The following is a 14,771-nucleotide window of genomic DNA, read 5'->3' as shown; positions in this document are numbered from 1 at the left end:
CCTAGCGAGGTGGCAAGCCCGGGACCGACGACTGCGGGATCTCGTCAGTCGTCGCGGCGGAGCAGCGTCTCCGCGTGCTTGCGGAAGGCGGTGACGAGGCGACGGCGATCGCCGGAGCGGGTGGCCAGGACGACGTGCGCCGGCTCGACGCCGACCATCGGGATTCGGACCAGGTCAGGCCGCGTCCGAGCACTGAAGCCGGGCACGATCGCCACGGCCTGGCCGGCGGCGATCAGCTCCAGCTTGTCCTCGATGGTCTCGATCGGCGGGCCGTCTGGTGCCGGCCGGCCGTCGGGGCGCGGATCGATCCGCCAGAAGGCGTTCCACTCGGGCTCTGGGAAGCGTGGCAACGGTTCGTCGGCGATGTCGTCCAGCGTCACCGATTCGCGGTCGGCCAGCCGGTGGTCGAGCGGGACGAGCAGCATCCGCGGTTCGTCGTACAGGAGGGTGACGTGCAGTTGATCGGTCGCGAACGGCAGCCTGGCGACGACCGCGTCGACCCGGTGATCGAGAAGGGCCGCGCGCGGCTCGTTCCACTCCAGGTGGATCGTTTGTACGTCGGCCTCCGGGTGCAGGCGGCGCAACTCGCGGGTGGCCGGGGTGACGATCAGGCTGGTCGCGTAGCCGATGGTGATCCGGCTCGGCTCGGCGGCGGCCCGGGTGCTCGCGGCGGCCTCGGTCGCCGCATTCAGCAACGCTTCGGCGCGCGGCAGGAACACCGCGCCGGCCTCGGTCAGCTGACTGCCGCGAGGTGTCCGGTCCAGCAGTCGAGCACCTAGTAGTTGCTCAAGGCCACGAATCTGCCGGCTGAGTGAGGGCTGCGTGACGTGCAGCTCGGCGGCCGCCCGGCCGAAGTGGCCGTGGGCGGCCACGACGGTGAAGTAGCGGACCAACCGCAGATCGAGGTCCATGCGTCCAGTGTAGGCCTGGCCTGCGGTGATGCCTGAAACGTATTGCGTCATACGAAACAAGCCTTGGATTCGGCGGCCTCGGCGAGCCAACGATGGACAGTGTTCCACCCAGTCTTTCGAGGAGTTTCCGATGCGTGTTTTCGTCACTGGCGCGACCGGCTTCGTCGGGTCCGCCGTGGTTACTGATTTGATCGACGCAGGACACCAGGTCGTCGGCCTGGCGCGTTCCGCGGATGGTGCGGCCGCGGTCGCAGCCGCCGGGGCCGAGGTCCAGCGCGGCTCGTTGGCTGACCTTGAGGTCCTGCAGACCGCTGCCGCTACGGCTGATGCGGTTATCCACACCGCCTTCGTCCACGACTTCGCCAACTGGGCAGGCGCGGTCGCCACCGACCAGGCCGCGATCACCGCGATCGGGGACGCGCTCGCCGGCTCCGATCGACCGTTCGTGGTCACGTCCGCGACCGGGCTGGTCCGCGGTGACGGCATCGCATTGGAGAGCAGCCCGGCCAATCCCGACGTACCGACTGCTCTGCGGTTTGGATCGGAAGGCATTGCACTGGCGTACGCCGACCAGGGTGTTCGGGTCTCGGTCCTGCGCCTCTCCCCCTCGGTCCACGGCGAGGGCGACCCGAACTTCATCGCCGGCCTCATCGCGACCGCCCGACAGCACGGCACCTCCGCGTACGTCGCCGACGGCGCGAACTGCTGGGCCGCCGTCCACCGGAGCGACGCCGCCCGCCTCTACCGCGCGGCCCTCAACGCCCCAGCCGGATCCCGCCTGCACGCCGTCGGCGAGGAGGCCGTCCCCTTCCGCGAAATCGCCGAGGTCATCGGGCGCCAGCTCGCCGTACCCGTCGTCTCCATCACCCCCGACCAAGCCCCCGACCACTTCGGCTGGCTAGCCGGCTTCGCCGTCCACGACGTCCGAGCCTCAAGCCAAGCCACCCAACAACTCCTCAACTGGCACCCCACCGGCCCCGGCCTCATCCCCGACCTAGAAAAAGGCCACTACTTCACGAGTGGTAGCGCAGGCTCTTGATGGTGGCTTGGGCGGTTGGGGTCAGGTCGCGGTCGATGCGGGTGTTTTCGGCGGGGCGGAGGAGGACGGTCGGGGTGGTGTGGCCTGGGGCGATACGGATTGTGCGGATTGCTTCGGTACGGCGGTGAGTTGGCGGGTGGTCGGCGTCGAGGCGGGCGTTGTGGAGGCGACTGACCAGGACGCGGCGGCGTAGCTCGTTCTCTGGCAGGTCGGCGGCGGTTCGGCGGAGTAGGTCCAGCGGGTCGTGGCCGGCGCCGAAGTGTTTGGAGCGTTCCAGGACCCGGAAGCCGGTGTCGGCGAGGAGGACGCGTTCGAGGGCGCGGGCTGCTGCGTCGGCCCCGGCGATCGAGGCGACCCGTTGGTCGGCGGCGTAGACGCGTTGCAGCCGGCCGGCGAGGTCGAGGCGGGTCAGAAGCCTTCGGTAGCTGCGGATCGGTGGGCCGAAGACAGCGTTCACGAACTTCGTCACGTAGTAGTGCTGGATCTGGTCCTCGCTGCTGCCGACTGCGACCAGCTCCATGCCGGAGCTGTAGCTGTCATAGCGAACCTGGTCACGGTCGTCGGCGGTGAGGTACTTGCTGAGATCGTCGAGGATCCGATCCGCGGCCCGGACGACTCGGTCGTGCGGGCCGCGTTTGTCGTCGTACATCGTGTGGGCGATTGCGGCGACTCGCTCCTGCGGGCCGAGGAATTCCCAAGCAGGTAAGCCGATTTTGAGTACCCGGCGATAGCGCCAGCCGATCCGGTCGATGCTGACGGCCGGTTCGGTGGTGATCATGACGTGCTGCAGCTTCGGCGTACCAGTGGCGGTCGCAGTCCGATCGAGTACGTCGTACAGGAGCGGAGCCTGCTCGCGGGAGACGGACTGGGCATCCGGTGGCAGGTGGTGCAGGCGCGGCCGGAAGATCGCTGTCAGGGTGAAGACGACGCCGGCTAGCGGGATGCTCCACCAGAGCGGCCGGTAGAAGGCCAGCAACGCCAGGCCACCGAGCAGACCAGGCGCTGGCACCATCAGGACGGGCAACGCCAGCGCAAACGCTCGTTTGGAGCGCTTGGGTTTGCGCGTTGCCGACACGCCTGCTTCCAGTTCGGTGCGCCAGGCCGGCTCGGGCAGCTGCTCGACCGGCGCCGGATCGGCGTTCCATCCGCAGGCCGGGCACCATACGACGTACCGCGCATCCACAGGTACCGCCCGGCGGCACTGCGGGCACCGTTGTTCCACCAACTCGCTCGCCACACCTGCAGGATGCCCCTGGAGAGGGCCGCTCGGCGCAGCCTGGCAGCAACTGGCCGCTCGGGTTTGGCAGGGACGTTGTGTAAATCGATGGAGCCGCCCTACTGTGACGGCATCTGTCCCTTGACCGCCCGACAGGGAGTTACATGAAGCGCCGAAGTATTGGACTGTTGGTGGCCTCGGCCGCCGTGCTGGCGGCCGGAACGACCGCCGTACCGGCCGAAGCTCATGGCAGCAGTCAGCGTGTGGTGGGCTATTACACGCAGTGGAGCGGGTACGACCGGAACTTCCTGGTCAGTGACCTGGTGAAGAACGGGGCGGCCGCCCGGCTGACCCACATCAACTACGCGTTCGGGTTCCTCGACGAGCAGGGCAACTGCTACAGCAGCGACCCGAACGCCGACTACCAGCGGGCGTTCACCGCCGCGCAGAGCGTCAGCGGTAAGGCCGATGCGCCGGACCAGGCGCTCAAGGGCAACCTGAACCAGCTCAAGCAGTTGAAGGCGAAGTACCCGAAGCTGCGGATCAGCATCTCGCTCGGCGGCTGGACCGGCTCGAAGTACTTCTCGAACGCGGCACTGCCGGCCACCCGGGCCGCCAGCGTGAAGTCCTGCACCGACCTGTGGATCAAGGGCAACATCCCCGGTCTGCCGGCCGGTGCCGCGAAGGGCATCTTCGACGGGATCGACCTGGACTGGGAATGGCCGTCCAGCGAAGGCAACCCGGGCAACGTGATCCGGCCCGAGGACAAGCAGAACTTCACCGGTCTGGTGCACGAGTACCGCAAGCAGCTCGACCAGTTGTCGTGGCCGTTCAAGGGCCGCTACAACCTGACCGCATTCCTCCCGGCGGACCCGGCTCAGGTCGACCGGGGGTTCGAGGTCAGGAAGATCTTCAAGGACCTGACCTTCGGGACCCTGCAGGGCTACGACTACCACGGCGCCTGGGACCCGCAGACCAACCAGCAGTCCTCGGTCGACGGGCCGAAGGGTGACCCGACGGCGGCCGAGTTCAGCTCGCAGGTCACGGTCGACGCCTACCTGACCCGCGGTGCGCCGCGGAGCAAGGTCGTGCTGGGGGTTCCGTTCTACTCCCGCGGCTGGACCGGCGTGACGAACGCGAACAACGGCCTGTTCCAGAACGCCACCGGCCCCGCGCCGGCGACGTACGAGGCCGGCTACGAGGACTACCGGATCCTGAAGACGAAGCTCTCTTCGTTCACGGTCCACCGTGACACCAAGGCCGGCTTCGCCTGGCTCTTCGACGGGACCACGTTCTGGACCTGGGACGACCCGACCGAGATGAAGCGCAAGGCGCAGTACATCTCGCAGCGCAACCTCGGCGGCGCGATGATCTGGTCGCTCGACGGTGACACATCAAATGGGGAGCTCATCTCGGCGTTGCACCGTAATCTTCGCTGAGTGGATCTTCAGAAACTGATGGATCGGTTCGGCGCTTCCGGCGCCGAACCGATCCTCGCCGGTATGTCGGGGGCGACTGTCGTTCGGCTCGACCGGGCCGGTGAACGCCTGTACTACAAGACGGGCGAAGGCCCGATCGCCACCGCGATCAGCGACGAGGCGGATCGGATGGAATGGCTGAGCTCCACCGGATTCCCCTGCCCGAGGGTCGTTGACCGAGGCAACAATTGGCTGCTGACCGCCGAGCTGCCCGGCCGGGACGTCTCCGACGACTGGGCGGAGGCCGATCGGCCGGCCGTGATCACCGCGCTCGCGGAGGGCCTGCGTCAGCTGGATTCCTTGCCCGGCTGCCCCTTCACATCGCCGTTCCCGGGCGCGGGCGATGCCGTGACCCATGGCGACTACTGCGCGCCGAACGTCTTCGTCGACCCCGAGACCCTGAGGTTCTGTGGCGTCCTCGACGTCGGCCGCCTCGGCACCGGCGACCGGTACCTCGACCTCGCGCTGATGGTGAAGAGCCTGACCGGCCGCAACCCCCAGTACGGCGGACTACCGGCGGCCCGCGCGTTTGTCGCGGCCTACGGCGGCGACTACGACGACCCGCGGATCCAGTCCTACATCGACCTGGACAACTCCGGCGCCTTCGATCCGAACACCGCCTAGGCGATCAGGCGCAGTCCCAGCGCACCGGTGTCTGCCGGTCGCGGGCGAAATCGGTGCCGTAGACCTTCACCGTTTCGGTCAGAACGGTCGCCGCACCGCCGTTGACCGTCGGGTCCTCCAAGGGCAGTAGCTGCTTCACTCCGGTATCGAGGTCGACCACGCCGAGATCGTGCCGGGTTCCCAGCAGCACCAGGATTCTGATCGAGTTGATCGTGACGTCGTGAACCGGGCCGGTACCGGCCACGGGCATCTCGTCGTACGAGGGATATCCGAGGAAGACTGTCGGGCGCCCGGCCACCAGACCCGCCGCCACGGACCGCTCGCCGACGACGGCTTGGCCCGAACTGCCCAGCGAACCGACTCGCTGGACATAGCCGGACGAGGTCCAGCGGACGAAAATCTCGTCCTGCAACTGCCCGTTCGGAACGTCCCAGCGAGAGGCTGTCCCGACGACCGTGCCGTCCGAGCCGATGTCGGCCGCCTTGAAGTTGTTGTAGCCGTTCTGGGTCTCCAGGACCCGAACCTTGCCGTCCACCGACCAGGCCACCGCGCGGGTGTTCCAACCGTCCGCGTCGTAGGCGGTCCCGGCGATCACCCCCGAACTGTTGATGGCCTCCGCGGTCGCGCCGGCAAACCCGGCGGGTGTCGGCAACGCCGTACGGACTCCGTTCCGCAACCGCCAGCCTTGCCACCCGTCGCCTGCCGGCGCATTGCCGATGACGTCGCCGTTGTAGCTCACCCCGGTCGGAACGGACGCGCCGAGCGGACCCAGATCGGAGGCCTTGCCGGCGCTCCAGCGCACCAGGCTGTACCGGCCGTTGGCTCCTTGGGAGCGGCCGACCTGAAAGTAGTTGTCCGGGTCACCTGCGTCGACGGTGGTATTGACCGACCCCGGCAACGTCGGCAGCAGAGCCCGGACGCAGTCCGGCGCGGGCACAGCGACCGAGCCATCCGTCGCCAGGACGGTCGTCGTCAGCACGCCGACGACCAACAGGGACAGCACGGACCTGGGACGCATGGGACTTCCTCCTGCTGCAGACACTGGATCGCCCACATATTCACAGCTCCGCGGGGCCATCACCGCGGGGCTCAGAGAGGTGCCCGGTACCTCCGCCTGCTGAGGGGAGCCGATTGGTCCAACCCAGTTCTATCCGGACGGCTGAGCGATGAGCAGGTCGTGCAGGGAGTTGGCGAGCCAAGTCTCGTAGTGGTCCCAGGTCCAGCCGCGTTGGTTGACCAGGCGGTCGGGCAGGTCGGAGCCGTTGATCGACCAGAAGATGTCGGTCGCTGTCTCCAGGTCGACGCGCAGACCGAACCGGTCCTGGAGATGACCGGCGATCGCGCGGCTGCCGAACTCGAGCTCCTTGTCCAAGGTGCCTAGGTACTCGGCCAGGTCCTTGTCGCCACCGGCCGCCTGTGCGCGAGCCATCCGGACGAGGGAGTTGGTCCGTTCGGCTATCTGCCGGGCGACCGAGGCATACAGCGTCAGGCACTCGCGCGGATCGGTCGCGGCCCGGATCGCCTGGTACACCGGCCGATCGTTCAGCGGGATCGGCTCATCGTCGCCGGCCAGCGCGACGTCGTACACGGCCTTCAGTACGGCGGGTTTGCCGCCGATCACGTTGTAGACGGTCTGCACGCTGACCTCGGCCGCGCCGGCGATCGCGGCGAGCGTCGTACCGAGGTAGCCGCGATCGAGGAAGAGCTGCTCGGCGGCGGCCAGGACGCGACTGCGGGCGAGCGCGGTCTGCTCGCTGCGGAGCGTGCTCGAGTAGCGGCGTTTCTCCGGCACCGGCGAACCTCCTTGACAATTCAGTGGATCGAGCTTCAAACTAATTGCACGTGGTTCAATCATAGGGGGAGACAGGGATGCGGGCAGCACTGGACGGGATCTTCGGGGTCAAGCTTCCGGTGAGCGACCTCGCCGCCGCGCGCGGCTGGTACGAGCGGGTCTTCGAGCTCACGCCGATGTACGAGTTCCCGGACGAGGGCGGGGTCGTCCGGGGAGTCGCCTACCAGGCCGCCGGGCTGGGGAACTCGGGGCTCGCGCTGCGCGAACGGCCTGATGTCGCCGGGCTGTCCGGGTTCGACCCGGTGTCGTTCGGGATCAAGGACAAGGCCGCGGCCGACGCGTGGGGCGCGCACCTGACCGAGCTCGGGATCGAGCATCAGATCCTGCTCGCCACCATCGGGTGGATCGTCATCTTCCATGACCCGGACGGTCTGGAGATCCACCTGTACAGCCGGGAGAAGCACGGCGAAGACATGTCGAGTACGCCGGGCCGCGGTCAGGCTGTCTGAGGTTGCGGGGTCCGCCGGATCGTGGGGAGCGGCGGACCCCCTCACCTGGGTGGGCCGGTGAAGATCGGCAGCAGGACAGGCACCCAGATCGCGTGCAGGGTGAGTACGGCGGCCACCCAGAGCACGACCGGGGTGAGCGCGCGGACCCACCAGGGCACCCAGACGACCAGGCAGCCCATCACGAACAACGCCAACGCGCCGATCAGGCCGGGCACGGCCGACGCGTACATCTGCGGATCGTGCGGCCAGCAACTACCGCCGTACCGGCACGGGCTTTCCTCGAGGTCGGCCGGCAGAATGTTGAAGAACGCCGCTGCGATCAGCACCCCGACGAGCGCGATCAGACCGCTCACCGCTTGGACGACAGCCGGGCCGACCGGCCCCTTCGCCGTCCAGAACGACCGACCGGCACGCCGTGGCGTACCGGTGCAGACGATCATGGCCACCACGATGACGGCGAACATGACGTACCAGGTCGTATCTCTCGCCTGCCCCGGTCGGACCGACTGATCGGTGACGTCGACGTCCGGCAAGTAGGTGTTCAAGCCCAGGCTCACATAGCCGAAACCCAGCAGCACAACGGCCGCCAGCATCGCGAAGAAGATCTCGACCCACCGCCGGTTCCGCTCCGCGATCGTCGTCACCGCCGAAGGCTATGCCCTCCCGCAGTTCAGTTGGTGCCGCCTACGGCAGTTCGACCTGCGTCCCGCCGTCCGCGGTCACCTGCACCGTCCAGGTAGACAGAGGTGGACGACCTGCGTCGATCCATCGGGCGTGTGCTTGTTCAGCCTCATTCCAAAGGTCCCGGGGGCCGATCATCAACAAGGATCCGGCCTGCACCTGCGCCCATGACCCATCTGGGGCACTGAGGTTGACGGTGTCGCCTTGGCTCCACCACCACACATCAGGACGCTGACGCCAGAAGTACATACGGAACTCTTCGTCATCGAATACCGTAGGCAGCAGGTCCGTGTCCCTGGACTCCATCAGCTCATGACTTGCACAGTCAGCTGAACGTTCACAGCCTGTGGGTGCTGTTTCTCGCACGGCCCGATCTACTGAAACGGGACCAGAAACTCCGACTGACGACGGGGCAGCGCGTTGAGGAAGCTCTCGCCATAGGGTTCGACCGCGAGACGAGGGACGAGTTGATTAACTTGCGGTACGCCGTGCAACTCGCTGGCCGCTGACGAAGGGACAATCGTGGCAGACGACACGACAGATCAGGACGCTTCTGGCACCATCGCCTTCGCTTACGAGATGGGCGTCCTGAAGCGCCTCCGCCGATCCGGTTGGTGGCATGCCGGCGTCCGCGACCCCGAATCGGTTTCCGAGCACAGTCTTCGGGTGGCCCAGCTCGCTGCGCTGATCGCCGCGGAAGAGGGCGGCGACCCTGCGCGTGCTGCCTACATGGGCATGTGGCACGACTCCCAAGAGACCCGGATCGGCGACATCCCCCACAGCGCACGGCCCTACGTCGAGGTGGCCTCGAACGAGCGCATCACCGAAGACCAGATCGCCACGCTGCCCGACAACGCCGCCAAGAGCATCCGCGAGGCAGTAGCCGAGTACGAGGGCCAAGACAGTCTCGAAGCCCGCTGCGCCAAGGATGCCGACCGACTCGAATGTCTCATGCAGGCCGTCGAGTACCGCGAGTCCGGCTACACCCGAGTCGATGGTTGGATCGAATCCTCCCGCTCCAAGATCAAGACCGACTTCGGTCAACGCCTCGCCGAGGCCGCTCTAACGGTCTCGCCGCTCGCCTGGCGCAACCGGTAGCACTTGCCCCAAAGGGCCTATGTCAGTTGGACTGGTGTAGCTCTGTGCCGAGGCCGTGGACGGCCGGGATCGAGCCGAGTTTGCCGGCCTGGAAGTCCTCGAACGCCTGCACCACCTCGGCGCGGGTGTTCATCACGAACGGCCCGGCCATCGCGATCGGCTCGCGAATCGGACGGCCGCCGATGACCAGTACGTCGAGGTTCGGCTCGGCCTGCGGCTGGTTCTGGGCGGCCGCCGTACGGATCGTGTCGCCCGGACCGAAGACGGCCAGTTGGCCCTTGCGGAACGGACGACGCTCGGCGCCGTCCGTGCCTTGGCCGGCCAGCACGCGGTCTCCTCCTGGCTGGATAGTTCAAGAATAAACCATCTACCGGAACCCTGACAACTCAGCTGACATTCCCGCGGCGTCTTGCTACGGTCGTCGACATGCAATATCTCTACTTCCTCTGACAGCCCGGACCCCGCGGCGCCCGATCGGGCCCTGCCGCGGTTCTCGCGTTCCGCTGTCCATTCACGACCCTGAACCAGGGCAGAGCTCTGTCCGGGTTTCGCTTCGGAGGAAGCATGACCATCGCCATATCTACTCGCGCCCGAGCACATCTGGCCGCGGCCGGCCTGACGATCGCCCGAGGCGGTCACACCGTTCTGAACGGCGTCGATCTGACCGTCTCGGCCGGTGACCGGCTCGGTGTCGTCGGCGAGAACGGTCGCGGCAAGACCACACTGCTCCAGATCCTGGCCGGACGACTCGTCCCCGACGCGGGCGAGGTACGTCGTACCGGTGGGATCGGGATCGCCGACCAGGAGATGCCGGTCGGCGACGACCGGACTGTCGGCGACCTCATCGACGTCGAACTGACCGACGTACGGGCTGCTTTGGCTGCGTTCGACGCGGCGACGGTTGCCCTTGCTGAACAGGCAGTTGGCGCGGACGACCGCTACGCCGAGGCGCTTGCCGTTGCTGAAGCCTTGGACGCCTGGGATGCCGATCGGCGGGTCGACATCGCACTCGCTGCGTTGAGCGCGATCGATGATCGGAGCCGGGTGTTGTCGACGTTGTCGGTCGGGCAGCGGTACCGGATCCGGCTGGCTTGCCTGCTCGGCGCCGGTCACGAACTACTGCTGCTCGACGAACCAACCAACCATTTGGATACGGAGGGTCTTGCCTATCTGACCGCTGAGTTGCGGGCGCATCCGGGCGGGGTGGTGCTGGTCAGCCACGACCGGGCGCTGCTGTCGGATGTCGCCACGGCGATTCTCGATCTGGATCCGACGAGCGATGGATTGCCACGCACGTACGGCGATGGCTATCGCGGCTATCAGGAAGGTCGTTCGGCCGAACGGGACCGTTGGGAGGAGGAGTACCGCACGCAGGTGGCCGAGCGGCAGCGGCTGGCCGACGACCTGTCGACGGCACAGAACCGACTGTCTACCGGCTGGCGTCCCCCCAAGGGCACCGGACGGCACGCTCGGGCAACACGTGCACCTGGACTGGTCCGGGCGGTTCATCGTCGACAGGAGGATCTCGATGCGCATGTGATCGAGATTCCGCGGCCGCCGATTCGATTCCGGATGCCGTCGCTGGGGTCCCGGCGGGGCGCGACTCTGGTCCAAGCCACGGACATCGGCGTACCCGGTCGGCTGGCACCGGTCGCGCCGGTTCTGCTGCAGTCGGGTGACCGGCTACTCGTGACCGGTCCGAACGGCTCGGGCAAGTCGACCCTGCTGTCGATCCTCGCTGGCCAGTCGGCTCCGAACGTCCGGATCGGATGGCTTCGCCAGGAGTCTTCCGCGCCAAGTGACCGACCTGCATACGAGGTGTACCACGCAGCGGTCGGTCACCTGACTGACCCGGTTTCGCTCAGTGAGCTTGGCCTGCTGGGTTCCCGGGAGTCGTCGCGGCCGGTTGGTGAACTGTCGATCGGCCAGCAGCGCCGACTCGATCTGGCCATCCTGCTCGCGGCACGGCCCCACGTCGTACTGCTGGATGAGCCGACCAACCACCTGTCCATCGCCCTCGTCGACGAACTCACGTCAGCATTGCGGACCACGCCGGCTGCGGTCGTCGTCGCCACCCACGACCGGCAGTTGCTCCGCGACCTGACCGACTGGCCCGAACTACGCCTCTGAAGGCGTTAGGCAGCGGCTATCAGTACCACCGCTGATAGCCGCTGCCGTTGTCGGCGAGCAGATAGGCCGACCCCTGCGCATTGCTGTCCAGGAGCACGGTGCCGTTGGAGCCGAGGTGCTGGATCGCGCCGCTCTGGTACCGAATCCAGCCCTGGTAGATCCCGCTATTGCACGGGTTGCTGTAGACCCCGCCGTTGGCGCCGTCGAGACAGTTGTTGGTGGACCTGTTCACCAGCTGCCAGGTTGCGACTCCACTGACATCACCCATGTACTGCCACTGCCAGGTCTGGTCGTTGTCGAGCCGGCAGGGCACCCCGCCGGTGCCGATGGCCCGGCCGGGCCGCTCCTCCAGGCACCGACCGGTCGCCTCGTTCCGGAGATAGCCCCAGTCGGCCGCCGCCGCCTTCTGCGTCGGCTTCACCAACGGCTGCCCCGGAATCAGGGTCGCCTTGCCCGCCACGGGCGCCGGCGCCGGCGCGGCCGAGGCCGCCACCGGCCCCGCGAGCGCCGCCACTCCTACGACGACCGCCATCGCGAGTTTCGCCTTGATGCGCATCGAGATCCCCTCACATGAATGTCGATATCTTCGATATCTCGAAGATCTTTCTCGATAACCGTAGATAACTCGACGCCGCCGGACCACCGTTTCCAGCAGGCTGGAAGGCGTTCGCTATCCGGCATGGCAGACTCTTGCCTCGTGACCGCGCAGATTCTGGATGGCAAGGCGACGGCGGCGGCGATCAAGGACGAACTGAAGGTCCGGGTCGCGAAGCTGGCGGAGCAAGGAGTGGTTCCCGGCCTGGGAACGATCCTGGTCGGCGACGACCCGGGCAGCCGGGCCTACGTCGCCGGGAAGCACCGCGACTGCGCCGCGGTCGGGATCGCTTCGATCCAGGTCGAACTGCCGGTCACCACGACGCAGGAAGAGATCGCGGCCGAGGTCCAGAAGCTCAACGACGACCCGGCCTGCACCGGCTTCATCGTCCAGCTCCCGCTGCCCAAGCACGTCGACACCAACACGATCCTCGGGCTGATCGACCCGCTCAAGGACGCCGACGGCCTGCACCCGGTCAGCCTCGGCAAGCTCGTCCTCGGCCAGGACGGCCCGCTCCCCTGCACCCCGAAGGGCTGCGTCGAGCTGCTCCGCCGGTACGACGTACCGATCGCGGGCGCGCACGTGGTTGTCGTCGGCCGGGGCGTCACTGCCGGTCGCCCGATGGGCCTGCTCTTCACGCGACGCTCCGAGAACGCCACCGTCACCCAGTGCCACACCGGCACCACCGACCTGGCCGCCGTCGTCCGCACCGGCGACATCGTGATCGCCGCTGCCGGATCGGCCGGCCTGATCACCGCAGACATGGTCAAGCCCGGCGCGGTCCTCCTCGACGTCGGCACCAGCCGCAGCGCCGAAGGCAAGATCGTCGGCGACATCGGCCCGGCCGCGCGCGACCAGGCCGCCTGGATCGCCCCGATGCCCGGCGGCATCGGCCCGATGACCCGGGCCATGCTCCTCACCAACGTCGTCGAGGCCGCCGAGGCCGCTCCGAAGCGAGCGTGACGTGCTGATGGCGGGCGAAGCTCAGCGCCGTACCACCGAATGGCCGCTGGCCCTGTCCCTGCTGGTTGGGGCCACCGGCCTCGTCATCCTCACGTTCTACAACTGGCGCAACGGCATCCTGACCTTCGCCGCCGCGCCCGGCCTGGCAGCCCTCCTCCGAGTCACCCTCTCCGACCGCGCCGCGGGCCTGCTGCACGTCCGCGGCCGGATGTTCGACACGGCGTTCCTGTTCCTGGCCGCCGTGGCCATCGCCACCCTCGGTCTGATCGTCCCCGCCTGATCTTCTCGACCGCCTAGCAGTGCAGGGTTCGGTCGAAGAACGACCGGACGCTGTTGCGGATCCAGGGCACCGAGCGGGCCGGCGTGATCGTGCCGATCTGTTTGGCGCGGGCTTCCGCGGTCATCAGGCCCGCCTGCTGGCATTGCGGGATCATCGTGCCGAGGTCGGTGAACACCCAATGGTTGGCGTTCGTGAGTTCGGTACGGCGTACTGGGCCTCCGTGACTGAGCACAGCCGACCAGGAACTGTCGAAGCGCGCGTCGCGGTAGCCGTCGGTGCCGGTCAGCTGGAGCGGCCGGTCGGTGCCGTGCTCGGCGATCGGGAAGAGCTCGTTGGGGTCGCCGGGATTGAACGGCAGGTAGTCCAGGTAGCCCTCGAGGTTGATCGCCGACTTGAGGACAGGGTTCTCGTAGAGCGCCTGAGCCGCGGTGGCGCCACCGGCTGAGTGACCGTAGATGCCGACCCGGCGCAGGTCGAGCGGCAGATCGATGGTCTTCAACTGCGAGAGCACGAAGGTGATGTCGGCCAGCCGGGTCGAGATCATCAACCGCAACAACACCGGATCGGTCGGCGCGGTCGGCGGCACCTCGATCGTCCGCAGCTTGCCGGTCGCGAGCTCGACCTCAGAGGTCTCGCCGGGGTGATCGATGGTGATCACGATGTAGCCGTGACTGGCGAGCTCCTCGGCAGTGCCGGTGCCGAGGGTCCTCGGGTCGATACCGCCCGGCGAGTAGAGGATGACGGGACGACGTCCCGGCAGAGCAGGCGCATCGACGTATGAATGGGTGAGAGTGGCCGCCCAGTTGACCCCTGACGTGGGCAGCGAGTGCAGGAACGGCGCGTCGAACTGATTGAAGGTCCCGGCCGCCTGGGGTGTCATCTGCGGCGCGACCGAATACCCGCGCGTCGTCAGCGCCGGGTAGAAGACGCTGATCATCACATCCCGATCGGGAGCCCCGTTCCAAGGATCAGTCCTCCCCTTCTGCGTGAGCTGGATTGTTCGAACGCCGAGCCGGTGCGGCCCGGTAGGAGCCGGCAACCGCAAAGTGAGATCGGCCGAGGTGGCATGCGCAAGATTCGCCACCGGCAAGGTGGCCGCCAAGCTGGACAGGGCGAGAAAACTCCGTCGGGTCCACATCCCCCAATCTTCCCAGCCCCGCACCCCTCAAAGATCCCCCCGACAGCAACCTGCCACGGCGTTGCTCAACGGAAGTTGACGAGATTAGTACTTTTGGGTTCTAGAACTCGAAGGTTCTAATCTTCCGTGCAAGGTGGCAGAAGATCGAGCGTGGTGAGCTGGCCCGGTCCGAGCTCAGCAGGATCCGGAAGTATGTCGAGGCGCTGGGCGGGCGGCTCGAGATTGTTGCCAGCTTCGGGGATGAGCGGCTCTTGCTCAGCTGAAGCGGCGCGGGCTGATCATTTTCGTTCGGCTATGCGTTCGTGGTGGTGGATGAC

General features: G+C 67.3%; 16 protein-coding genes. 8 read left to right on the top strand and 8 right to left on the bottom strand.

From position 1 onward, the window contains the following. Positions 1–44: 44 nt before the first annotated feature. Positions 45–911: a LysR family transcriptional regulator gene (locus tag OG474_RS24095; RefSeq protein WP_405055811.1), complete on the bottom strand. Its 867-nt coding sequence runs from the start codon at positions 909–911 to the stop codon at positions 45–47. A gap of 130 nt (positions 912–1,041) precedes the next feature. Here OG474_RS24095 and OG474_RS24090 point away from each other — a divergent pair, with 130 nt between their 5' ends. Continuing rightward, positions 1,042–1,950 carry an SDR family oxidoreductase gene (locus OG474_RS24090; protein ID WP_405055810.1) on the top strand — a complete coding sequence of 303 codons (909 nt, stop codon included), beginning with the start codon at positions 1,042–1,044 and terminating at the stop codon, positions 1,948–1,950. Here the strand turns inward: OG474_RS24090 and OG474_RS24085 are convergent. Continuing rightward, the gene (locus OG474_RS24085; RefSeq protein WP_405055809.1) at positions 1,925–3,187 is read right to left on the bottom strand and encodes a hypothetical protein; all 1,263 of its coding nucleotides are present in this window, start codon (positions 3,185–3,187) and stop codon (positions 1,925–1,927) included. The two genes, OG474_RS24090 and OG474_RS24085, sit on opposite strands and share 26 nt — an antisense overlap. A 143-nt stretch (positions 3,188–3,330) precedes the next feature. On the opposite strand from OG474_RS24085, the gene OG474_RS24080 reads away from it, so the two are divergent. After that, positions 3,331–4,605: a glycoside hydrolase family 18 protein gene (locus OG474_RS24080; RefSeq protein WP_405055808.1), complete on the top strand. Its 1,275-nt coding sequence runs from the start codon at positions 3,331–3,333 to the stop codon at positions 4,603–4,605. Further along, positions 4,606–5,268: a phosphotransferase gene (locus OG474_RS24075; protein WP_405055807.1), complete on the top strand. Its 663-nt coding sequence runs from the start codon at positions 4,606–4,608 to the stop codon at positions 5,266–5,268. A 4-nt stretch (positions 5,269–5,272) separates the two neighbouring features. Here the strand turns inward: OG474_RS24075 and OG474_RS24070 are convergent, their stop codons facing one another. Together OG474_RS24070 and OG474_RS24065 are read right to left on the bottom strand one after the other, a co-directional pair. Then, entirely contained in the window at positions 5,273–6,286 is a 1,014-nt protein-coding gene (locus tag OG474_RS24070) for a hypothetical protein (protein ID WP_405055806.1), read from the bottom strand. A gap of 129 nt (positions 6,287–6,415) precedes the next feature. Beyond that, positions 6,416–7,060, bottom strand: a complete 645-nt coding sequence (locus OG474_RS24065; RefSeq protein ID WP_405055805.1) for a TetR/AcrR family transcriptional regulator — start codon at positions 7,058–7,060, stop codon at positions 6,416–6,418. Between the two features lie 77 nt (positions 7,061–7,137). Here OG474_RS24065 and OG474_RS24060 point away from each other — a divergent pair, with 77 nt between their 5' ends. Continuing rightward, positions 7,138–7,569, top strand: a complete 432-nt coding sequence (locus tag OG474_RS24060; protein WP_405055804.1) for a VOC family protein — start codon at positions 7,138–7,140, stop codon at positions 7,567–7,569. 41 nt (positions 7,570–7,610) lie between these two features. On the opposite strand, the gene OG474_RS24055 is transcribed toward OG474_RS24060, so the two are convergent. Further along, a complete protein-coding gene (locus OG474_RS24055; RefSeq protein ID WP_405055803.1) occupies positions 7,611–8,213 on the bottom strand; it encodes a hypothetical protein in 603 nt (200 codons plus the stop codon). A gap of 559 nt (positions 8,214–8,772) precedes the next feature. Between OG474_RS24055 and OG474_RS24050 the strand changes: the two genes are divergently transcribed. Then, the gene (locus tag OG474_RS24050; RefSeq protein WP_405055802.1) at positions 8,773–9,348 is read left to right on the top strand and encodes an HD family hydrolase; all 576 of its coding nucleotides are present in this window, start codon (positions 8,773–8,775) and stop codon (positions 9,346–9,348) included. A 22-nt stretch (positions 9,349–9,370) separates the two neighbouring features. On the opposite strand, the gene OG474_RS24045 is transcribed toward OG474_RS24050, so the two are convergent. After that, complete coding sequence (locus OG474_RS24045) at positions 9,371–9,676, bottom strand: pirin-like C-terminal cupin domain-containing protein (protein WP_405055801.1); 306 nt, start codon at positions 9,674–9,676, stop codon at positions 9,371–9,373. 236 nt (positions 9,677–9,912) lie between these two features. Here OG474_RS24045 and OG474_RS24040 point away from each other — a divergent pair, with 236 nt between their 5' ends. Then, positions 9,913–11,478 carry an ABC-F family ATP-binding cassette domain-containing protein gene (locus OG474_RS24040; RefSeq protein WP_405055800.1) on the top strand — a complete coding sequence of 522 codons (1,566 nt, stop codon included), beginning with the start codon at positions 9,913–9,915 and terminating at the stop codon, positions 11,476–11,478. Between the two features lie 19 nt (positions 11,479–11,497). On the opposite strand, the gene OG474_RS24035 is transcribed toward OG474_RS24040, so the two are convergent. Then, positions 11,498–12,034, bottom strand: coding sequence for an RICIN domain-containing protein (locus OG474_RS24035; RefSeq protein WP_405055799.1), 537 nt, complete (start codon positions 12,032–12,034; stop codon positions 11,498–11,500). Between the two features lie 141 nt (positions 12,035–12,175). On the opposite strand from OG474_RS24035, the gene OG474_RS24030 reads away from it, so the two are divergent. Next, the gene (locus OG474_RS24030; protein ID WP_405055798.1) at positions 12,176–13,036 is read left to right on the top strand and encodes a bifunctional methylenetetrahydrofolate dehydrogenase/methenyltetrahydrofolate cyclohydrolase; all 861 of its coding nucleotides are present in this window, start codon (positions 12,176–12,178) and stop codon (positions 13,034–13,036) included. A gap of 7 nt (positions 13,037–13,043) precedes the next feature. Beyond that, positions 13,044–13,316 (top strand): DUF3017 domain-containing protein, encoded by a 273-nt coding sequence (locus OG474_RS24025; protein ID WP_405055797.1) that lies wholly within the window; start codon positions 13,044–13,046, stop codon positions 13,314–13,316. Between the two features lie 13 nt (positions 13,317–13,329). Here OG474_RS24025 and OG474_RS24020 read toward each other — a convergent pair whose 3' ends face one another. Then, entirely contained in the window at positions 13,330–14,253 is a 924-nt protein-coding gene (locus OG474_RS24020; RefSeq protein WP_405055796.1) for an alpha/beta hydrolase family protein, read from the bottom strand. Positions 14,254–14,771 lie beyond the last annotated feature (518 nt).

Source organism: Kribbella sp. NBC_01505 (assembly GCF_045040285.1).
Lineage (GTDB): Bacteria > Actinomycetota > Actinomycetes > Propionibacteriales > Kribbellaceae > Kribbella.
This window is presented reverse-complemented; position numbering and strand designations above follow the sequence as displayed.